This window comes from Micromonospora sp. NBC_01740, assembly GCF_035920365.1.
Lineage (GTDB): Bacteria > Actinomycetota > Actinomycetes > Mycobacteriales > Micromonosporaceae > Micromonospora > Micromonospora reichwaldensis.
The window spans coordinates 3,992,204-4,013,249 of sequence record NZ_CP109150.1; the positions used below are offsets into that span (position 1 = coordinate 3,992,204).

The window sequence follows — 21,046 nt, forward strand, 5'->3', positions numbered from 1 at the left end:
TACGCCGCCGGCCACCCGGCAAACCCGGTACGTTCCGTCCCCGGTCATGGGGGAGAATCGGTGACCGTGACCGACAGCAGCCCCCCGCCGCCCGGGCGGGACTCCCTGACCGACGACCTGCGGTGGCGGGGCCTGATCCAGGACTCCACCGGCCTCGACGAGCTGCGTGCGCTGCTCGACGGCAGCTCCGCCGCCTACTACGTGGGCTTCGATCCGACGGCGCCGAGCCTGCACGTCGGCCACCTCATGCAGGTCGCCACGGCACGTCGGCTCCAGCTCGCGGGGCACCGGCCGCTGCTGCTCGTCGGCGGTGCCACCGGCCAGATCGGCGACCCGAAGGAGAGCGCCGAGCGGAGCCTCAACCCGCCCGAGGTGGTCGCCGGCTGGGTGGCGCGGATCCGCGACCAGCTCGCCCCCTTCGTCTCGTACGAGGGGGAGAACGCGGCGCAACTGGTCAACAACCTGGACTGGACCGGCGAGATGTCGGTGGTCGAGTTCCTCCGCGACGTCGGCAAGCACTTCCCGGTCAACAAGATGCTGGCCCGGGAGGTCGTCAAGGCGCGGCTGGAGAGCGGCATCAGCTTCACCGAGTTCAGCTACCAACTGCTCCAGGCCAACGACTTCTTCGAGCTGCACCGCCGGCACGGCTGCCGGCTCCAGTTCGGCGGCTCGGACCAGTGGGGCAACATCACCGCTGGCGTCGACTACGTCCGCCGGCGTGGCGCCGGGCCCGTGCAGGCGTTCACCACGCCGCTGGTGACGAAGTCCGACGGCACGAAGTTCGGCAAGACCGAGGGCGGCGCCATCTGGCTCGACCCCGAGATGACCAGCCCGTACGCGTTCTACCAGTTCTGGGTCAACGTGGACGACCGGGACGTGGGCCGCTACCTGCGGTACTTCAGCTTCCGCTCCCGCGACGAGCTGGAGGCGCTGGAGAAGGAGACCGCCGAACGGCCGGCTGGCCGGGCGGCGCAGCGCGCGCTCGCCGAGGAGCTGACCACGCTGGTGCACGGGGAACGGGAGATGACACAGGTGGTCGCCGCGAGCCAGGCGCTCTTCGGCCGCGGCTCCCTGGACGACCTCGCTCCGGCCACGCTGCGGGCCGCGCTGACCGAGGCCGGCCTCGTCCACGTCGACGAGCTGCCCGACGTCGCCGGGCTGCTCCGGGACTCCGGGCTGGTGCCGAGCCTCAAGGAGGCGCGCCGGGTGATCGCCGAGGGCGGCGCCTACGTGAACAACACCCGGATCACGGAGACCGACGCCACCGTCGGCCCCGGTGACCTGCTGCACGGCCGGTACCTGGTGCTGCGTCGCGGCAAGCGGTCGTTCGCCGGGATCGAGCTGCGGGGTTAGCCGTACGGTCCCGACGTGACGCGGGACGCCCCCGGTGGATTTGACGATCGATCCGCCGGGGGCGTAACTTTCTCTCTGCCAGCGCGGAACGGACGAACCGGAGCAAAGTAACCGGAGGCCGGGCGCGGCAACGAGCTTTCGGGCCGGCGAGTTGCACTCACCGGCCCGAGACCGGGCGGTGCCCCGGATCCGCCGCGAGGCGGATTTGGCGAGGCGGAGCCGACCGGGTATGGTTCATCGCCGGTAGGGAACCGGGCGAGCTCGCGGGAGACCGCAGCGGCCGGCCTGCCGGAAGTCACGATCGACAACGGCGCAAGCCGATGCCGCGTGGCGCCCGGAAATTGGGTTGAAGTGGTGCGGATCGCTACGAAGCGGTTTGACACGGCGGAAACCACCGGGTAACGTAGTAAAAGTGCCCGGCGCGGAAAGCGGCGGACGCGGTGAACGAAATGCCCCGGGTCGGGTACTCCACGGTGTGGGGTTTCTGGGCGGTGTGTGGTTGTTCTTTGAGAACTCAACAGGGTGCTTGATAAGCCAGTGCCAATTATGATTTATACCCCGGACTGGTCAGGCTTCGGTTTGGCTGGTCTTGGATTCCTTTGGCAACACTTTTTGTTGTCGGGACAGTTTTTCAACAAGTTTTTGTTGGAGAGTTTGATCCTGGCTCAGGACGAACGCTGGCGGCGTGCTTAACACATGCAAGTCGAGCGGAAAGGCCCTTCGGGGTACTCGAGCGGCGAACGGGTGAGTAACACGTGAGCAACCTGCCCTAGGCTTTGGGATAACCCTCGGAAACGGGGGCTAATACCGAATAGGACCACCGGTCGCATGGTTGGTGGTGGAAAGTTTTTCGGCCTGGGATGGGCTCGCGGCCTATCAGCTTGTTGGTGGGGTGATGGCCTACCAAGGCGACGACGGGTAGCCGGCCTGAGAGGGCGACCGGCCACACTGGGACTGAGACACGGCCCAGACTCCTACGGGAGGCAGCAGTGGGGAATATTGCACAATGGGCGGAAGCCTGATGCAGCGACGCCGCGTGAGGGATGACGGCCTTCGGGTTGTAAACCTCTTTCAGCAGGGACGAAGCGTAAGTGACGGTACCTGCAGAAGAAGCACCGGCCAACTACGTGCCAGCAGCCGCGGTAAGACGTAGGGTGCGAGCGTTGTCCGGATTTATTGGGCGTAAAGAGCTCGTAGGCGGCTTGTCGCGTCGACCGTGAAAACTTGGGGCTCAACTCCAAGCCTGCGGTCGATACGGGCAGGCTAGAGTTCGGTAGGGGAGACTGGAATTCCTGGTGTAGCGGTGAAATGCGCAGATATCAGGAGGAACACCGGTGGCGAAGGCGGGTCTCTGGGCCGATACTGACGCTGAGGAGCGAAAGCGTGGGGAGCGAACAGGATTAGATACCCTGGTAGTCCACGCTGTAAACGTTGGGCGCTAGGTGTGGGGGGCCTCTCCGGTTCCCTGTGCCGCAGCTAACGCATTAAGCGCCCCGCCTGGGGAGTACGGCCGCAAGGCTAAAACTCAAAGGAATTGACGGGGGCCCGCACAAGCGGCGGAGCATGCGGATTAATTCGATGCAACGCGAAGAACCTTACCTGGGTTTGACATGGCCGCAAAACTCGCAGAGATGTGAGGTCCTTCGGGGGCGGTCACAGGTGGTGCATGGCTGTCGTCAGCTCGTGTCGTGAGATGTTGGGTTAAGTCCCGCAACGAGCGCAACCCTCGTTCGATGTTGCCAGCGCGTTATGGCGGGGACTCATCGAAGACTGCCGGGGTCAACTCGGAGGAAGGTGGGGATGACGTCAAGTCATCATGCCCCTTATGTCCAGGGCTTCACGCATGCTACAATGGCCGGTACAATGGGCTGCGATACCGTGAGGTGGAGCGAATCCCAAAAAGCCGGTCTCAGTTCGGATCGGGGTCTGCAACTCGACCCCGTGAAGTCGGAGTCGCTAGTAATCGCAGATCAGCAACGCTGCGGTGAATACGTTCCCGGGCCTTGTACACACCGCCCGTCACGTCACGAAAGTCGGCAACACCCGAAGCCGGTGGCCCAACCCTTGTGGAGGGAGCCGTCGAAGGTGGGGCTGGCGATTGGGACGAAGTCGTAACAAGGTAGCCGTACCGGAAGGTGCGGCTGGATCACCTCCTTTCTAAGGAGCACCTTCACCCGAAAGGGTGCAAGGAGCCCGCGGCCCGCGAATGTCGGGTCGGGGTGCTCAATGGCGGAGACACTGGCGAGTTTTTTCCTGGCAACGGCTGGGGTTCTTCTAGTACAGCTGCCTTCGGGTGGTGGGAACGGAGTCCTGGTGCGGCTGGGAGAGGGCGGATAGCACCCTGTTGGGTCCTGAAGGAACAACCGTTGGTTGTTTTTTCGGAGCCATTGCCTCACCTGTGGGTGGGGATGGTTGCCAGGCATGGCCTGGTGTGGCATACCGCCGGCGGTGGTCGGGTTTGGTGTCGCACGGATCGGGTTGTGGGTTGGTCGTTTGTTGAGAATTGCACAGTGGACGCGAGCATCTTTGTGGTCAAGTTGTCAAGGGCGAACGGTGAATGCCTTGGCACCAGGAGCCGATGAAGGACGTGGGAGGCCGCGATAGGCCTGGGGGAGCTGTCAACCAAGCTGTGATCCCAGGGTGTCCGAATGGGGAAACCTGGCTGGAGTCATGTCCAGTCACCCACACCTGAACACATAGGGTGTGTGGGGGGAACGCGGGGAAGTGAAACATCTCAGTACCCGTAGGAAGAGAAAACAATTTAGTGATTCCGTGAGTAGTGGCGAGCGAAAGCGGATTGAGGCTAAACCGGTTGCGTGTGATACCTGTCAGGGGTTGCGTGGTCGGGGTTGTGGGACCCTGCTGAACAAGCTGACACTTGTTCGAGAAGTTACAAAGTCAGTGGCTAGTCGAACAGTCTGGAACGGCTGACCGTAGACGGTGAGAGTCCGGTAGGTGAAAGTTGCTGACCTTCTGTGGGTGTTCCCGAGTAGCGGCGGACCCCTGAAATCTGCCGTGAATCTGCCAGGACCACCTGGTAAGCCTAAATACTTCCTGGTGACCGATAGCGGACGAGTACCGTGAGGGAATGGTGAAAAGTACCCCGGGAGGGGAGTGAAATAGTACCTGAAACCGTTCGCCTACAATCCGTCGGAGCCTTGCGGGGTGACGGCGTGCCTTTTGAAGAATGAGCCTGCGAGTTAGTGGCATGTGGCGAGGTTAACCCGTGTGGGGGAGCCGTAGCGAAAGCGAGTCTGAATAGGGCGTTCAGTCGCGTGTCCTAGACCCGAAGCGGAGTGATCTAGCCATGGGCAGGCTGAAGCGCGGGTAAGACCGCGTGGAGGGCCGAACCCACCAACGTTGAAAAGTTGGGGGATGACCTGTGGTTAGGGGTGAAAGGCCAATCAAACTCCGTGATAGCTGGTTCTCCCCGAAATGCATTTAGGTGCAGCGTCGCGTGTTTCTTGCCGGAGGTAGAGCACTGGATGGTCTAGGGGGCCCACAAGCTTACCGAAATCAGCCAAACTCCGAATGCCGGTAAGTGAGAGCGCGGCAGTGAGACTGCGGGGGATAAGCTTCGTAGTCGAGAGGGAAACAGCCCAGATCACCAGCTAAGGCCCCTAAGCGTGTGCTAAGTGGAAAAGGATGTGGGGTCGCATAGACAACCAGGAGGTTGGCTTAGAAGCAGCCACCCTTTAAAGAGTGCGTAATAGCTCACTGGTCAAGTGGTTCCGCGCCGACAATGTAGCGGGGCTCAAGCACACCGCCGAAGCTGTGGCATTCACATTTTTACCTCGCTTGGACTTGATTCCTTGTGCAGGTGTGTGGATGGGTAGGGGAGCGTCGTGCCGGGGGTGAAGCAGCGGGGTGACCCAGTTGTGGACGCGGCACGAGTGAGAATGCAGGCATGAGTAGCGAAAGAAGGGTGAGAAACCCTTCCGCCGGATGACCAAGGGTTCCAGGGCCAGGCTAATCCGCCCTGGGTGAGTCGGGACCTAAGGCGAGGCCGAGAGGCGTAGTCGATGGACAACGGGTTGATATTCCCGTACCCGCGAAAGAGCGTCCCTGATGAACCTCGTTGTGCTAACCACCCGAACCTGGGGAGGTCTTCGGACCGAACTGGGGGAGCGTGGGAACCTGGCGGGTAGTAGTCAAGCGATGGGGTGACGCAGGAAGGTAGCTGAGCCCGGCCGGTGGTTGTGCCGGGGTAAGCGTGTAGGCCGGTGTGTAGGCAAATCCGCACACCATTAGGGCTGAGACGTGATGCCGAGCCGATTCAGGTGAAGTCAGTGATCCTATGCTGCCGAGAAAAGCCTCTAGCGAGTTCTTAGCGGCCCGTACCCCAAACCGACACAGGTGGTCAGGTAGAGAATACCGAGGCGATCGGGCGAACTGTGGTTAAGGAACTCGGCAAATTGCCCCCGTAACTTAGGGAGAAGGGGGGCCGGAGACGTGAAGCCCCGCGCGGGTGGAGCGTTGTATGGCCGCAGAGAGCAGGGGGAAGCGACTGTTTACTAAAAACACAGGTCCATGCGAAGAAGTAATTCGATGTATATGGACTGACGCCTGCCCGGTGCTGGAACGTTAAGGGGACCTGTTAGCTCTTTGGGGCGAAGCGGAGAACTTAAGCGCCAGTAAACGGCGGTGGTAACTATAACCATCCTAAGGTAGCGAAATTCCTTGTCGGGTAAGTTCCGACCTGCACGAATGGCGTAACGACTTCCCCACTGTCTCAACCACAGGCCCGGCGAAATTGCATTACGAGTAAAGATGCTCGTTACGCGCGGCAGGACGGAAAGACCCCGGGACCTTTACTATAGCTTGACATTGGTATCCGAATTAGCTTGTGTAGGATAGGTGGGAGCCGGTGAAGTCCATACGCCAGTATGGGTGGAGGCAATCTTGAAATACCACTCTGGTTGATTTGGGTATCTAACTTCGGACCGTTATCCGGTTCAGGGACAGTGTCTGGTGGGTAGTTTAACTGGGGCGGTTGCCTCCTAAAGGGTAACGGAGGCGCCCAAAGGTTCCCTCAGCCTGGTTGGCAATCAGGTGTTGAGTGCAAGTACACAAGGGAGCTTGACTGTGAGACTGACAGGTCGAGCAGGGACGAAAGTCGGGACTAGTGATCCGGCACTTGCGAGTGGAAGCGGTGTCGCTCAACGGATAAAAGGTACCCCGGGGATAACAGGCTGATCTTCCCCAAGAGTCCATATCGACGGGATGGTTTGGCACCTCGATGTCGGCTCGTCGCATCCTGGGGCTGTAGCAGGTCCCAAGGGTTGGGCTGTTCGCCCATTAAAGCGGTACGCGAGCTGGGTTTAGAACGTCGTGAGACAGTTCGGTCCCTATCCGCCGTGCGCGTAGGATACTTGAGAAGGGCTGTCCCTAGTACGAGAGGACCGGGACGGACGAACCTCTGGTGTGCCAGTTGTCCCGCCAGGGGCACGGCTGGTTAGCTACGTTCGGAAGGGATAACCGCTGAAAGCATCTAAGCGGGAAGCTCGCTTCAAGATGAGGTATCCCACCCACTTTGTGGGGTAAGGCCCCCAGCTAGACGACTGGGTTGATAGGCCGGAAATGTAAGCCCGGTAACGGGTTCAGTTGACCGGTACTAATAGGCCGAGGACTTGACTACTAAGCTGCTACGCGTCCACTGTGCAACTCTCGATAAACGAACAACAGACCACGTGGTTGGTGTTGTTTGATATGTCGATAGAGTTACGGCGGTCATGGCGGAGGGGAAACGCCCGGTTACATTCCGAACCCGGAAGCTAAGCCCTCCAGCGCCGATGGTACTGCACTCGGGAGGGTGTGGGAGAGTAGGACACCGCCGGACAACTTTTCCAGTCGAGGGCCGCCCCATCCGGGTCGGCCCTCGACTGCGTAGCGTCGTAGGTGACGCAATGAGGAAGGATGTACCTGTGAGTTCAGGATCGCAGGGCGGAGATCGTCCCCGTCGCTACGAAGACCGTTCGGGTGGACGCGAGGGAGCGCCGCGCCGCGACGACCGGCCCCCGTACCGCGAGGACCGGGGCGGCCAGCGCGGCGGATACGCCGGCGGCGACCGCCGTGACGGCGACTCCCGTGGTGGCGACCGCCGAGAGGGCGGCTTCCGGTCCGGTCCGCGTGACGGCGACTCCCGCGGTGGTGGCGCCCCTCGTCGGGACGCCGGCGACCGCCAGGGCGGCTTCCGCAGCGACCGTGAGGGTTTCCGGGGCGGCGACCGCCGCGAAGGTGGCTTCCGTCGAGACGGTGACGAGCGCTCCGGCGGCTTCCGTGGCGGCGACCGTCGTGAGGGTGGCGACCGTCCGGGTGGTTTCCGTGGTGGTGACCGCGAGGGTGGTTTCCGTGGTGGGGACCGTCGTGAGGGTGGTTTCCGTTCGGGTCCGCCGCGTGAGGGCGGCTTCCGCGGTGGCGACCGTCGTGAGGGCGGCGAGCGCCAGGGTGGCTTCCGTGGTGGTGACCGCGAGGGTGGCTTCCGTGGCGGCGACCGTCGCGAGGGCGGCGAGCGTCCGGGCGGTTTCCGTGGCGGTGACCGCGAAGGCGGCTTCCGTGGCGGCGACCGTCGTGAGGGTGGCGAGCGTCCGGGTGGTTTCCGTGGTGGTGACCGCGAGGGTGGTTTCCGTGGTGGGGACCGTCGTGAGGGTGGTTTCCGTTCGGGTCCGCCGCGTGAGGGCGGCTTCCGCGGTGGCGACCGTCGCGAGGGCGGCGACCGTCCAGGCGGCTACCGGGGTGGTGACCGCGAGGGTGGTTTCCGCGGTGGCGACCGTCGTGAGGGCGGCGAGCGCCAGGGTGGCTTCCGTGGCGGCGACCGTCGTGAGGGTGGCGACCGTCCGGGTGGTTTCCGTGGTGGTGACCGCGAGGGTGGTTTCCGTGGTGGGGACCGTCGTGAGGGTGGTTTCCGTTCGGGTCCGCCGCGTGAGGGCGGCTTCCGCGGTGGCGACCGTCGCGAGGGCGGCGACCGTCCAGGTGGTTTCCGTGGTGGTGACCGCGAGGGTGGTTTCCGTGGTGGGGACCGTCGTGAGGGTGGTTTCCGTTCGGGTCCGCCGCGTGAGGGCGGCTTCCGCGGTGGCGACCGTCGCGAGGGCGGCGACCGTCCAGGCGGCTACCGGGGTGGTGACCGCGAGGGTGGTTTCCGCGGTGGCGACCGTCGTGAGGGTGGCGACCGTCCGGGTGGTTTCCGCGGGGGCGACCGTGAGGGTGGTTTCCGTTCGGGTCCGCCGCGTGAGGGCGGCTTCCGCGGTGGCGACCGTCGCGAGGGTGGCGACCGTCCGGGTGGTTACCGGGGTGGCGACCGCGATGGCGGGTTCCGTCGCGAGGGTGGCGACCGTCCAGGTGGTTTCCGTGGTGGCGACCGCGATGGCGGCTACCGCGGTGGCGACCGTCGCGAGGGCGGCGACCGTCCGGGTGGCTACCGGGGCGGTGACCGCGAAGGTGGCTACCGGGGCGGAGAACGCCAGGGCGACCGTCGTGAGGGCGGCTTCCGGGGCGGAGAGCGTCGCGACGAGCGGCGGGAGCGTCCGGAGGCGGCGGGGGAGCGTACGGCAGGCCCCGCGCTGCCCGACGAGATCGTCGCGACCGACCTCGACAAGGACGTCCGGGCCGAGCTGCTCTCGCTGGCGAAGCCGGTCGCCGAGACGGTCGCCCGGCACCTGGTGGCGACGGGTCAGCTGATCGACGAGGACCCGGCCGAGGCGCTGGCGCACGCGCTGGCGGCCCGCCGGCTGGCGTCCCGGATCGCGGCCGTCCGCGAGGCGGTCGGCCTGGCCGCGTACCACGCGGGGGAGTGGCAGACCGCGATCGCGGAGCTGCGTACGTACCACCGGATGAGCGGGTTGCAGAGCCACCTGGCCGTGCTCGCGGACTGTGAGCGGGCGCTGGGCCGGCCCGAGCGGGCGATCGACCTGTTCCGTGGCGCGGACCGGGAGAAGCTGGACCAGGCCGTGGCGACCGAGCTGCTGATCGTGGCGGCCGGGGCGCGCGGCGACTTGGGCCAGAAGGACGCCGCCGTGGCCATGCTCCAGGTTCCCGAGCTGACGAGCGAGACGGCCGAGCCGTGGACGGCCCGGCTGCGGTACGCGTACGCCGACGCGCTGCTCGCCGTCGGTCGTCGTGACGAGGCCCGCGAGTGGTTCTCCCGCGCCGCCGACGTCGACACCGAGGGCGAGACCGACGCCGCCGAGCGGCTGCTGGAGCTCGACGGTGTGGTGATCGAGGGCGACGAGGAGGACGAGGAGTCCGCCGAGGCGATCGCCTCCGGCCCCGGCGCCCCGGGTGCGGTACCGGCCCGGCCGGACGCCGACCTCGCCGGCGACACGGAGCCGACCGCCGACGCCGACGCCGACGAGGACGAAGACGACGACGAAGGTGACGAAGGTGACGAGGACGACGAGCAGGACGAGCATTACGAGGACGACGAGCAGGACGGGGCCGCGGTCGCGGCGGTGCCGTCGGACGACCTGACCGACGACGAGCTGACCGACGACGAGGCAAGCACCGTCGCCGCCGGTACGCCCGGCGACGACAGCGGGGCCGCCACCGGCGGTGGCGAGCCCACCGCCTCCGGCGGGTCGGACACCGCGCAGCGATGACGACGGGTGCCGGGGAACGGCTGGTCGACGGGTACGCCCTGGTCGTCTTCGACCTGGACGGCGTGATCTACCTGATCGACCGGCCGGTCCCCGGCGCGGTCGAGGCCGTCGGCCGGCTGCACGCCGAGGGCCGGTCGGTGGCGTACGCGACCAACAACGCCTCGCGCCGCTCCAGCGAGGTGGCCGACCTGCTCACCGGGATGGGCGTGCCCGCCCGGCCCGAGGAGGTGCTCACCTCGGCGGCGGCCGCCGCGGAGCTGCTTCGCGACCAGCTTCCCGCCGGCGCCGCGGTGCTGGTCGTCGGCACCGAGGCTCTGCGGGCCGAGCTGCGCGCGGTCGGGCTGACCCCGGTGTCCCGGGCCGACGAGTCGCCGGTCGCGGTGGTGCAGGGCTTCGGCCCGCAGGTCTGCTGGGCGGACCTGGCCGAGGCGTCGGTGGCCGTGCGCGGCGGCGCGACCTGGGTCGCCACCAACACGGACCCGGCCCTGCCCAGCGATCGTGGACCGCTGCCGGGCAACGGTGCCCTGGTCGCCGTGCTGCGCACCGCGCTGCGCCGGGATCCCGACGTGGTCGTCGGCAAGCCCGAGCCGGCCCTGTTCACCACGGCGGCCCGACGTGCCGGCGAGGGCCGGACGTTGCTGGTCGGCGACCGGCTGGACACCGACATCGAGGGTGCCCGGCGGGCCGGACTGGACAGTCTGCTGGTGCTCACCGGCGTGAGTGACGCGGCCGAACTGCTCGCCGCCCCGCCGCACCGCAGGCCGACGTACGTCTCGATGGACCTGGCGGGGCTCTTCGACCCGGCGGCCGTGGTGCGGGTCCCGGGCCCGGCGGACGCCGGTGGATGGTCGGTGGCCGCGCGGGACGACGCGCTGGAGCTGGCCGGGTCGGGCCGCCCGCTGGACGCCCTGGCGGCGCTCTGCGCGACCGCCTGGTCAACGCGGCTGCCGGCGCGGATCCGTCCCGGCTCGGCCGAGGCGGAGAAGGCACTGGCCGAACTCGGCCTGTCCGCCTGACGGGCCGCCGACGCCGAACTGGCTCCCGCCGACGGCCGCCCGCATTCCCGGGTCAGGCCCCGCGCGGGTTGGCTCAGAGCAGCTTGCGTAGCTTCATCAGGTCGAGCGGGTTGGCCTTGATCGACACCCGCCGGGACGTGACCGCGCGGGTGATGTCGAGTTCGCCGCGGACCAGTGCGAGCAGGTCGTCGCTGCCGGTGCTCAGCGCGATCTTGGCCTTCGGGTCGTCGCCGTCGGCCAGGTCGACCAGGCGGCCGCCGGAGAGCCGGCCGTGGAAGGCGGTCTCCAGGTCGGTGATCCGGCAGGCCAGCGTCCGGTCGAAGTCGACCTTCTCGCGCACCGTCTCCGCGTTGCGGTCCAGCCGGGCCGCCAGATCCCGCAACGCCTGCCGGCATTCGTCCACGCTGGCCACCATCGCCCCCTCACCGCTCGCCACGCCGTCCCCGGCACCGTACCGCACAGGGCGTCGCGGGGTGCCCGGTAGCGTGGCACCTGCACACCCCCGCCCCGCGGAAGGAAACAGGCATGCAGGACGCGTGGCGCGCCTACCTCGAGCTGGCCATGGGCCTGACGGAGGCGCCCCGGAAGAAGGCCCAGGACGCGGTTCGCCGGGTCGTCGGCTCGGGCGGGGCGACCGCCGCCCAGCTGCAGACCCTCGCCGAGGAGTTGGTCTCCACGGGCGCGGCCAACCGGGAGTCGCTGACCAAGCTGGTGCGGTTCGAAGTGGACCGGGCCCTCGGCGCGGTGGGGCTCGCCACCGCCGACGAGGTCGCCGAGCTGACCCGACGGGTGCACGAACTCGAGCGCCAGCTCCGGGACGCCAAGGCGACCCTCGGCGCCCCGGCGCCGCTGCCCACCGGCACCGAGGCGTCGGCGCACCCGGTGCCCGCCGCCGGGCCGTCGCCCGCCCCGGGCGCGGCCGAGCCGGCCGTACCGACCTCGGCTGCCCCCGCCCCGGTGGCGAGGCCGGCCGTCGCGAAGAAGGCACTGGCCAAGAAGGCCGTGGCGAAGAAGGCGGTGGCCAAGCGGACGCCGTCGGCCCTCGCCCCGACCGAGGGCGCCGCGGAGCCGGTCCGGCCGGCGAAGAAGGCACCGGCCCGCAAGCGGCCGCCGGAGGACGAGGCGTGATGCGCCCGGCCCCGGCGGGGAGCGGATCGTGAGCGGCCCCTTCCGGCCCGGCCCGCCGCCCGGCGCCCGCCCCGGCCCGCCGGGCGCCGGACACGGCTCGGCGACCGGCCCGTTCCGCCCCGGTCCGCCGCCCGCCGCCCGGCCGGGCCCGCGCCCGGCTCCGCCGTCGCTGCCGGAGTCCGCCGACGACCTCGGCGACGACCGGCATCCCGCCGTGGACGCCGCCGTACGGGCGATGGCCAACGCCGCGACGCTCGCCCCGGCCGACCAGATCGCGCAGTACGAGGCGGCGTACGAGACGCTGCGGGAGACCCTCGCCACCATCGACCAGACCTGACCGACCGGAGAAGAACCACGCATGGCACGTCGTAACCGGCTGGACGCCGAACTCGTCCGCCGCGGGCTGGCCCGGTCCCGGGAACAGGCCGCCGCGCTGGTGGAGGCCGGCCGGGTCCAGCTGCGCGGCGTGCCGGCCCGTAAGCCCGCCGCGATGGTCGACCCCGCCGATCCGCTCCTGGTCACCGGCGAGGACCCCGGCTCGGAGTACGTCTCCCGGGGCGGGCACAAGCTGGCCGGCGCGCTGGCCGCCTTCGCCCCGGGCGGGCTGACAGTGGCCGGCCGGCGGTGCCTGGACGCGGGCGCCTCCACCGGCGGCTTCACCGACGTGCTGCTGCGCGCCGACGCGGCGGAGGTGGTCGCGGTCGACGTCGGCTACGGGCAGCTCGCCTGGCCGCTGCGCAACGATCCCCGGGTGCGGGTCTTCGAGCGCACCAACGTCCGTACGCTGACACCGGAGGTCATCGACGGCCCGGTCGACCTCACGGTCGCCGACCTGTCGTTCATCTCCCTGCGGCTGGTGCTGCCGGCGTTGGCCGGCTGCACCCGGCCCGACGGTGACCTGGCGCTGATGGTGAAGCCGCAGTTCGAGGTCGGCAAGGAGCGGGTGGGCGCCGGCGGGGTTGTCCGGGACCCGTCGCTGCGCGCGGAGGCCGTGCTCGACGTGGCCGCCGCGGCGGCCCGGCTCGACCTCGGCCTGGCCGACGTGGCCGCGAGTCCGCTGCCCGGGCCGAGCGGCAACGTCGAGTTCTTCGTATGGTTACGCCGGGACGCACCGCCGGCCGACCCGGAGCGGGTGCGCGCGGTGGTGACCGCCGGGCCGGGTGGCCCGGTGCCGTCCGGCGACCAGCCGGACGCGGCGACGGAGGAGGTGGCCGGGTGAGTGGACTGGCGAGCCCCGCGGTCGCGGGCGTGCCGCGCGGATGCCGCGCGGGCGCGACGGGACGGCCGTCCCGGTGAGCCGCACCGCGCTGCTGGTGACGCACACCGGTCGCCGGCGCAGCACCGAGCACGCCCGCGCCGTCGCCGCCGACCTGATCTCGGCCGGCTTCGAGGTGCGGGTCGTGGCCGAGGAGGCCGACGACCTCGACCTGCCCGGAGTGGTCCCGGTGACCGGCCTCGAGGCGGCCGCGGGCGCGGAGATCGTCTTCGCGCTCGGCGGGGACGGCACCTTCCTGCGCGCGGCGGAGCTGGCCCGCCCGGAGAAGGTGCCGCTGATCGGCATCAACCTCGGCAAGGTCGGCTTCCTCGCCGAGGCCGAGATCGACGACCTGGACAGCGCGGTACGCGACGTGGTCGAGCGCAACTACACCGTCGACGAGCGGCTCACCCTCGACGTGACCGCCGAGTTCGACGGCGGGCCGACCATCGAGTCCTGGGCGCTCAACGAGATCAGCGTCGAGAAGGGCGAGCGCGCCCAGATGCTGGAGCTGATGGTCGACGTGGACGGCCGCCCGCTGTCCCGGTACGGCTGCGACGGCGTGGTCTGCGCGACCCCCACCGGCTCGACGGCGTACGCGTTCTCCGGCGGCGGGCCGGTGGTCTGGCCGGAGGTGGAGGCCCTGCTGCTGGTGCCGATCAGCGCGCACGCGCTGTTCAGCCGGCCGCTGGTCACCGCGCCCACCTCCACGTTCGTCATCACCGTCGACCCGTTCACCACCCTCGCCGTGATGTCCTGCGACGGCCGACGGGTCTACGACCTGCCGCCCGGGGCGCGGGTCACCGTGCGGCGCGGCGCGCTGCCGGTGCGCGTCGTGCGGCTGCGGGACCGCCCGTTCACCGACCGGCTGGTGGCGAAGTTCGACCTGCCCGTGCACGGCTGGCGCGGCAACCGCCGCTGACCCCGGGCCCGGCCGGCGCCGACGGGCCGCCCCGGCGAGGTGTCGGCGGGCGGACGCACCGGCGCGCGCACGCCGGCTGGTCAAGTGTCGGGGGCCGCGTCTACTGTCGGTTGCTGTGCTGGAAGAGCTGCGCATCACCGGACTGGGCGTCATCGAGGACACCACGCTGCCGCTGACCGGCGGCATGAACGTCATCACCGGCGAGACCGGGGCGGGCAAGACCATGGTGGTCACCGGCCTCGGCCTGCTCTTCGGCGGGCGGGCCGACGCCGGGCGGGTGCGCGCCCAGCCGGGCCGGGCGGTGGTCGAGGGCCGGCTGCGGCTCGCGGGCCGCGTCGCCGCCACCGTGCACGCGCGGATCACCGACGCGGGCGGCGAGCCCGACGAGGACGGCTCGGTGCTGCTGAGCCGCACCGTCACCGTGGAGGGCCGCTCCCGGGCGCACCTGGGCGGGCGGAGCATGCCGGTGTCGATGCTCGGCGAGGTGGGCGAGCAGGCGGTGGCCGTGCACGGCCAGTCCGACCAGCTGCGGCTGCTGCGGCCGGCCGAGCAGCGGGCCGCGCTGGACCGCTTCGCCGGCCCGGAGCACGAGAAGCTGCTCGACGCGCTGCGCGAGGCGTACGCCCGCTGGCGCGCGGTGGTCGACGACCTGTCCGACCGGCGGCGCAACGCCCGCGAGCGCAACCAGGAGGCGGACCTGCTGCGGCTCGGCCTCGACGAGATCACCCGGGTGGACCCGCAGCCCGGCGAGGACGACGAGCTGAAGGCGGAGGCGCAGCGGCTGGAGCACGCCGAGGGGCTGCGTACCGCGGCGCAGGTGGCCCACCAGTGCGTGGCCGGCGGTGTGGAGGCGACCGACGAGACGCCGGACGCGGCGGCGCTGCTCGGCACCGCCCGCCGCACCCTGGAGGCGCAGGCCGGCACGGACCCGGCGTTGGGTGAGCTGGCGGGGCGGCTGGAGGAGGCGGCGACTCTCGTCACGGACGTCTCCGCCGAGCTGTCGGCCTACCTCGCCGCGCTCGACGCCGACCCGGCCCGGTTGCAGACCGTCTACGAGCGGCGGGCGGCGCTGCGCGCGCTGACCCGCAAGTACGCCGACGACGTCGACGGGGTGATCGCCTGGGCCGAGCGTGCCCGCACCCGGCTGGCCGACCTGGACACCTCCGACGACCTCCTGGACGAGTTGGACCGGGAGGCCTCCCGGCTGGCCGGTGAGGTGGCCGACCTGGCCGGCCGGGTGTCGACGTCGCGGCAGGAGGCGGCGACCCGCTTCGCCGAGCAGGTCACCGTCGAGCTGGCCGGGCTGGCCATGCCGCACGCCCGGATCGAGGTGGCGGTGCTGCCCCGCGCCGCCGGGCGCGCCGAGCCGACCCTGCCGGTCAACGGCACCGAGGTCGGCGTCGGCCCGGACGGCGGCGACGAGGTCGAGCTGCGCCTGCTGGCCCACCCGGGCGCGCCCTCGCTGCCGTTGCAGCGCGGCGCCTCCGGCGGTGAGCTGTCGCGGGTGATGCTCGCCATCGAGGTGGTCTTCGCCGGCTCGGGCGGGCCACCCACGCTGGTCTTCGACGAGGTCGACGCCGGGGTCGGCGGCCAGGCCGCGGTCGAGATCGGCCGGCGGCTGGCCCGGCTGGCCCGTAGCCACCAGGTGCTGGTCGTCACCCACCTGCCGCAGGTGGCCGCGTTCGCCGACCGGCACTTGGTGGTGGCGAAGGACACGGGCGGGGCGGTCACCACCAGCGGGGTGCGGGTGGTGGAGGACACCGAGCGCGCCCGGGAGCTGGCCCGGATGCTCGCGGGTTTGCCCGACTCGGACCTGGGTATCGCGCACGCCGAGGAGCTTCTCGCCGTGGCGGCCCGGGAAAGGCGCCCGTGAGGTCGGCGATTGTGAGCACAGGCACACCGGCCTGCGCGTTAGTGTGCTTCCCTGGGTAGGCGGCCCTGCTCAGGCATGTCGCGACAGAATTGCCTGCCTCACATGCCAGGATGGTCACGATGCGTCTACCCACGTTGCGCCGGACCCGGAACGCGGAACCGGGCAGGATCCTCGGCACCGCACGCCTCGACCGCCGGACAAAACGCCTGGTCGGCCGGCTCCGCCCCGGTGACATCGCGGTCATCGACCACGTCGATCTCGACCGTGTCGCCGCCGACTCGCTCGTCGCCGTCGGCGTCGGCGCCGTGCTCAACGCGAAGCCGTCGGTCTCCGGCCGCTACCCCAACCTCGGGCCCGAGGTGCTGGTCGCCGCCGGCATCCCGCTCCTGGACGACCTGGGGGAGGGGGTCTTCGAGCGGATCCGCGAGGGCGACACCGTCCGGATCGAGGGCAACACCGTCTTCCTCGGCGACGAGCCGGTGGGGCACGGCAGCCTCCAGGACGCCGAGTCGGTGGCCAAGTCGATGGCCGACGCCCGGGAGGGGCTCTCGGTCCAGTTGGAGGCGTTCGCCGCCAACACGATGGACTACCTCCGCCAGGAGCGCGACCTGCTCCTCGACGGGGTCGGCGTGCCGGAGATCCAGACCGAGATGCAGGGGCGGCACTGCCTGATCGTGGTGCGCGGCTACGACTACAAGGCCGACCTGGACGTGCTGCGCCCCTACATCCGCGAGTTCAAGCCGGTCCTGATCGGTGTCGACGGCGGCGCGGACGCGCTGGTGGAGGCCGGCTACACGCCGGACATGATCATCGGCGACATGGACTCGGTCACCGACGACGTGCTGCGCTGCGGCGCCGAGGTGATCGTGCACGCCTACCCGGACGGCCGGGCGCCCGGCCTGGCCCGGGTCAACGGCCTCGGCGTGCCGGCGGTGACCTTCCCGGCGGCGGCGACCAGCGAGGACCTGGCCATGCTGCTGGCCGACGAGAAGGGTGCCTCGCTGCTGGTCGCGGTCGGCACCCACGCCACCCTCGTCGAGTTCCTCGACAAGGGCCGCGGCGGGATGGCCTCCACGTTCCTGACCCGGCTCAAGGTGGGCGGCAAGCTGGTCGACGCCAAGGGCGTGAGCCGGCTCTACCGGCAGAGCATCTCCGGGTCGTCGCTGCTGCTGCTGGTGCTCTCCGCGATCGCGGCGATGGCCTCGGCCGTGGCGGTCTCCACCGTCGGCAAGGCGTATTTGGGCGTGGTCTCCGAGTGGTGGAACAATTTCGTGTTCCAGCTTGAACAGCTTTTCTAGCGTCCCACCGATCAAGAGGCTGCAGGTGTGATCAACTTCCGGTACCACGTCGTGTCCCTGACCGCCGTCTTCCTCGCGTTGGCGATCGGCCTGGTGGTCGGCACCGCCGCCCTCAACGGCCCGGTTGCCGACTCGCTCAAGGAACACGTCAACGGGCTGCGCAAGGACAACCAGCTGATGCGCCAGGCGGTCCAGAGCATGGAGAAGGAGCTCGAGCTCGAGGAGGAGTTCGCCGCCCAGATCGCGGAGGTCGTCCTGCCGGGCACGCTGACCGGCAAGCGGGTGCTGGTCGTCAGCCTGCCCACCGGGCGCGACCACACCGAGGGCGTGGTCAAGATGCTCCAGCTCGCCGGCGCCCAGGTGACCGGTCGCATCGACCTGCAGGACAAGTTCATCAACCCGGACAACAACAACAACCTGCTGGAGCTGGCGGTCACCGCTGCCCGCCCCACCGGCGCGCCGACCGCCGACCTGCCGAGCAACAGCAACGGTGTCGAGACGTCCAGCGCGCTGCTGGCCAGCGTCCTGATCGACCGGGCGGCCGGCGCCACCCCCGTCACCGAGGCCGACCGGCGGGCGGTGCTTGCCGCCTACGTCAACGCCAACTACCTGACCACCGAGAAGCCGGTCACCGCGCCGGCGGAGGCCGTCGTCCTGGTCAGCGGGCAGCCGTATGTGGACAAGGACTCGGCGAAGAAGGACGAGGCGGTGCTCAAGGTCGCCGAGCAGTTCGACCAGGCCGGCACCATCGTCGTCGGCGGCAACGGCTCGGCTGGCGGAAACCTGGTGGCCGCCGTCCGGAGCGACCCGGTGCTGGTGCAGACCATCTCCACCGTCGACAACGCCAACACCAACCAGGGCCAGCTGGTCACCGCCCTCGCGCTGGTGCAACAGGTCACCGAGAAGAAGGCCGGTCAGTACGGCGTCGCCGACAACGCCACCCTGCTGCCTAGACTGCCCCAGTGATGCTACGACGTACCCCGGTGTCCGGATCCAGCCTCGCCCACGTACGGCGGGAGGGGGACGCGTGAGCCTGCTCGGTCGACTGCTGATCGCCGGCGCGGGCGCCGCCGCCGCCCGTTACGCCCTGCGCGAGGTGCGCACCTCGCCGGCCGGGCCCGCGCTGGAGCGGACCAACTTCCGCGGCCGCACGGTGAGCCTGGCCGCCGGCCCCGCCCTCGCGGCAGGCGCCGCCGCGACGGGCGCGTTCGGCGCCTCCAGCGGCCCGTCGGGAGCCGCGGCCCTGGTCGCCGGGGTGGGTGCCGGGGCGGTCGGGCTCTACGACGACGTGGTCGGCACCCGGCCGGAGCAGAAGGCGGCCAAGGGGTTCGCGGGGCACCTGGCCGCGCTGCGCGAGGGCCGGGTCACCGCCGGGCTGGTCAAGGTCGTCGGGGTGGGCGCCGCGGGCCTCGGCGCCGCCGCGCTGCTCGCCGCGGACCCCCGGGTCGCCGGGCACCGGCGTCGCCAGCGGCAGGGCCCGCTGGGCCGGGGCGTCGACGTGCTGCTCGGCGCCGGTGTCATCGCCGGCACCGCGAACCTGCTCAACCTGCTGGACCTGCGTCCCGGCCGGGCGCTGAAGTCCGGCCTCCTGCTCGGCGCCCCGCTGGCCGGTGGCCCGCACGGCGGGATCGCCGCCGGTGCCGTCGGCGCCGCCGCCGGGCTGCTCCCCGCCGACCTCGGCGAGGACGTGATGCTCGGCGACAGCGGCGCGAACGCGCTCGGCGCGCTGCTCGGCGTGGCGCTGGCCGCGCGTACCGGGCCCGTCGGGCGGGCCGGGCTGCTCGCCGTGCTCGCCGGCCTCACCGCGGCCAGCGAGAAGGTCAGCTTCACCCAGGTCATCCAGCGCACCCCCGGGCTGCGCGAGCTCGACGCACTGGGCCGGCGCGCCGACTGACGTGACGACCCCGGCACCCCTCGCCGGCGCCGGCCGTGTCGCCGGAGCGGCCGCGCTCATCGCCGTACTCACCGTCCTCAGCCGGCTCGCCGGCTTCGGCCGTACCGCCGTCTTCACCTGGACGTTGGCGCCGACCGACCTCGGCGGCACCTACGTGGTCGCGAACGCGGTGCCGAACCTGATCTTCGAGATCGTCGCCGGCGGCGCGCTGGCGAGCCTGGTCGTGCCGCTGCTGGCCGGTCCCGTCGTGGCGGGCGACAGGGCGGCGGTGGCCCGGATCACCGGCGCGCTGCTCACCTGGACGGTGAGCCTGCTCGTGCCCCTCGCCGTGCTGGTGGCGCTGCTCGCCGGCCCGGCGGTCGCGCTGCTGGGCGAGGGGCTGACCGCCGCCCAGCAGGCCAGCGGCGAGCGGATGCTGCGGATGTTCGCCCCGCAACTGCCGCTGTACGGGGTGGGCATCGTCCTCACCGGGGTGCTCCAGGCGCACCGGCGGTTCGCCTGGCCGGTCCTCGCGCCGTTGCTGTCCAGCCTCACCGTCATCGTGGTCTACCTGGGCTTCACCGCGGTCGAGGGGCCGCTGGCCACGGTCGCGGACGTGAGCGTCGGCGGGGAACTGCTGCTCTCCGTCGGCACCACGCTGGGCGTTGTCGTGCTCTCCCTGTCGTTGCTGGTGCCGGTCCGTCGGCTGCGGCTGCGGGCGCGACCGGGCTTCGGGTTTCCGGCCGACGCCCGCGCCCGGGTGCGCGGGCTGGTGGTGGCCGGTGCGGTGACGGTCACCGCCCAGCAGGTCGCCCTGATGGTGAGCCTCAACCAGGTCACCTACGGTGACCGGGGCAACCCGGGTGTCTACAACCTCGCGCAGACCGTGTACCTGTTGCCCTGGGCGGTGCTGGCGGTGCCGCTGGCGGTCGCCGCGTACCCGACGCTGGCCGCCGCCCGCGCCGCCGGTGACGAGAACGGCTACCGATCCACCCTGGCACCGGCCGTCCGGGGCGTGCTGCTGTTCAGTTCCCTCGGCGCCGCCGCGCTGATCGGGACCGCGGTCCCCGTCAGCCACGTCTTCTTCGCGCCGCCCGTGGCCGGCACGGCCGCCACGGCGATCGCCGGGTTCGCGCCGGGCCTGCTTGGATACGGGCTGTACGCGCTGCTGAGCCGGGCCCTCTACGCCCGGGGCGAGACCCGGGCGGCCACCGTCGCCATCGCCGTGGGGTTCCTCGCGGTGCCCGCCACCGCGTTGATCCTGGGCGCGCTGCTGCCGCTGCGGGACCGGGTGCTCGCGGTCGCCCTGGCCAACTCGGCCGGGATGGTGCTGCTCGGCGGGCTGCTGCTCGTCGCGGTGTGGCGCTCGGCCGGGCGTCCCGCGCTCGCCGGAGCGGGCCGGGCCGGCGCCGCCGGACTGCTCGCCGGTGCCTTGGCCGCGCTCGCCGGAACGGCCCTCGCCCGCTGGCTCGACGCGGCCGCCGGCGGCACCCCGACGACACCGGGTGCACTCGTGCAGGGCATGCTGTCCGGAGCCCTGGTCGGCGTCGTGTTCCTCGCCGTCGTCTGGCTGGTCGACCGGCGGGACGTGACGCCGCTGCTCGCCGGGGTGCTCCGGCGGCTGGGCAGGGCGGGCCGGCGTGGGCCGGCGGCCCCCGCCGATGGGACGGGCGAGGGCGACATCCCCCCGGAACGGGGTGGCGGGAAGGAGACGGTGTCCCGGTGAGCGGGTGC

At 70.4% G+C, this 21,046-nt stretch carries 14 protein-coding genes and 3 rRNA genes; 15 read left to right on the top strand and 2 right to left on the bottom strand.

The window, feature by feature from the left end:
- Positions 1–66: 66 nt before the first annotated feature.
- The 4 genes from tyrS (at position 67) to rrf (ending at position 7,192) form a co-directional block, all read left to right on the top strand.
- Positions 67–1,353, top strand: coding sequence for a tyrosine--tRNA ligase (gene tyrS, locus OG989_RS18580; protein ID WP_327031196.1), 1,287 nt, complete (start codon positions 67–69; stop codon positions 1,351–1,353).
- A 642-nt stretch (positions 1,354–1,995) separates the two neighbouring features.
- Positions 1,996–3,510, top strand: a 16S ribosomal RNA gene (locus OG989_RS18585).
- Positions 3,511–3,883: 373 nt separating this feature from the next.
- Positions 3,884–6,991: ribosomal RNA gene (locus tag OG989_RS18590) — 23S ribosomal RNA — on the top strand.
- 84 nt (positions 6,992–7,075) lie between these two features.
- Positions 7,076–7,192: ribosomal RNA gene (rrf, locus tag OG989_RS18595) — 5S ribosomal RNA — on the top strand.
- The 16S, 23S and 5S rRNA genes sit together here, the layout of an rRNA operon.
- A gap of 91 nt (positions 7,193–7,283) precedes the next feature.
- Here the strand turns inward: rrf and OG989_RS18600 are convergent.
- Complete coding sequence (locus OG989_RS18600) at positions 7,284–9,008, bottom strand: hypothetical protein (RefSeq protein ID WP_327031285.1); 1,725 nt, start codon at positions 9,006–9,008, stop codon at positions 7,284–7,286.
- Between the two features lie 3 nt (positions 9,009–9,011).
- Here OG989_RS18600 and OG989_RS18605 point away from each other — a divergent pair, with 3 nt between their 5' ends.
- On the top strand, positions 9,012–9,947 hold the full coding sequence (locus OG989_RS18605; protein WP_442791872.1) for a tetratricopeptide repeat protein: 936 nt from the start codon (positions 9,012–9,014) through the stop codon (positions 9,945–9,947).
- Positions 9,944–10,963, top strand: a complete 1,020-nt coding sequence (locus OG989_RS18610) for an HAD-IIA family hydrolase (RefSeq protein WP_327027797.1) — start codon at positions 9,944–9,946, stop codon at positions 10,961–10,963. Before OG989_RS18605 ends, OG989_RS18610 begins: the two co-directional genes overlap by 4 nt.
- A gap of 73 nt (positions 10,964–11,036) precedes the next feature.
- On the opposite strand, the gene OG989_RS18615 is transcribed toward OG989_RS18610, so the two are convergent.
- Positions 11,037–11,375 (bottom strand): SCP2 sterol-binding domain-containing protein, encoded by a 339-nt coding sequence (locus tag OG989_RS18615; protein ID WP_132234479.1) that lies wholly within the window; start codon positions 11,373–11,375, stop codon positions 11,037–11,039.
- Positions 11,376–11,488: 113 nt separating this feature from the next.
- Here OG989_RS18615 and OG989_RS18620 point away from each other — a divergent pair, with 113 nt between their 5' ends.
- From OG989_RS18620 to murJ, 9 genes are all read left to right on the top strand, one after another.
- The gene (locus OG989_RS18620) at positions 11,489–12,091 is read left to right on the top strand and encodes a phasin family protein (RefSeq protein ID WP_151457614.1); all 603 of its coding nucleotides are present in this window, start codon (positions 11,489–11,491) and stop codon (positions 12,089–12,091) included.
- 28 nt (positions 12,092–12,119) lie between these two features.
- Positions 12,120–12,428, top strand: coding sequence for a hypothetical protein (locus tag OG989_RS18625; RefSeq protein WP_327027799.1), 309 nt, complete (start codon positions 12,120–12,122; stop codon positions 12,426–12,428).
- 21 nt (positions 12,429–12,449) lie between these two features.
- Entirely contained in the window at positions 12,450–13,310 is an 861-nt protein-coding gene (locus tag OG989_RS18630) for a TlyA family RNA methyltransferase (RefSeq protein WP_151455230.1), read from the top strand.
- A gap of 40 nt (positions 13,311–13,350) precedes the next feature.
- Positions 13,351–14,268, top strand: a complete 918-nt coding sequence (locus OG989_RS18635; RefSeq protein WP_151455229.1) for an NAD kinase — start codon at positions 13,351–13,353, stop codon at positions 14,266–14,268.
- A 115-nt stretch (positions 14,269–14,383) separates the two neighbouring features.
- Entirely contained in the window at positions 14,384–16,141 is a 1,758-nt protein-coding gene (recN, locus tag OG989_RS18640) for a DNA repair protein RecN (RefSeq protein WP_151455228.1), read from the top strand.
- A 119-nt stretch (positions 16,142–16,260) separates the two neighbouring features.
- Positions 16,261–17,439, top strand: a complete 1,179-nt coding sequence (steA, locus tag OG989_RS18645) for a putative cytokinetic ring protein SteA (protein WP_151455227.1) — start codon at positions 16,261–16,263, stop codon at positions 17,437–17,439.
- Positions 17,440–17,466: 27 nt separating this feature from the next.
- Positions 17,467–18,405, top strand: coding sequence for a copper transporter (locus OG989_RS18650; protein WP_151455226.1), 939 nt, complete (start codon positions 17,467–17,469; stop codon positions 18,403–18,405).
- Positions 18,406–18,466: 61 nt separating this feature from the next.
- Entirely contained in the window at positions 18,467–19,333 is an 867-nt protein-coding gene (locus tag OG989_RS18655) for a hypothetical protein (protein ID WP_151455225.1), read from the top strand.
- 1 nt (position 19,334) lies between these two features.
- Entirely contained in the window at positions 19,335–21,038 is a 1,704-nt protein-coding gene (gene murJ, locus OG989_RS18660; protein WP_327027801.1) for a murein biosynthesis integral membrane protein MurJ, read from the top strand.
- Positions 21,039–21,046: the final 8 nt, after the last annotated feature.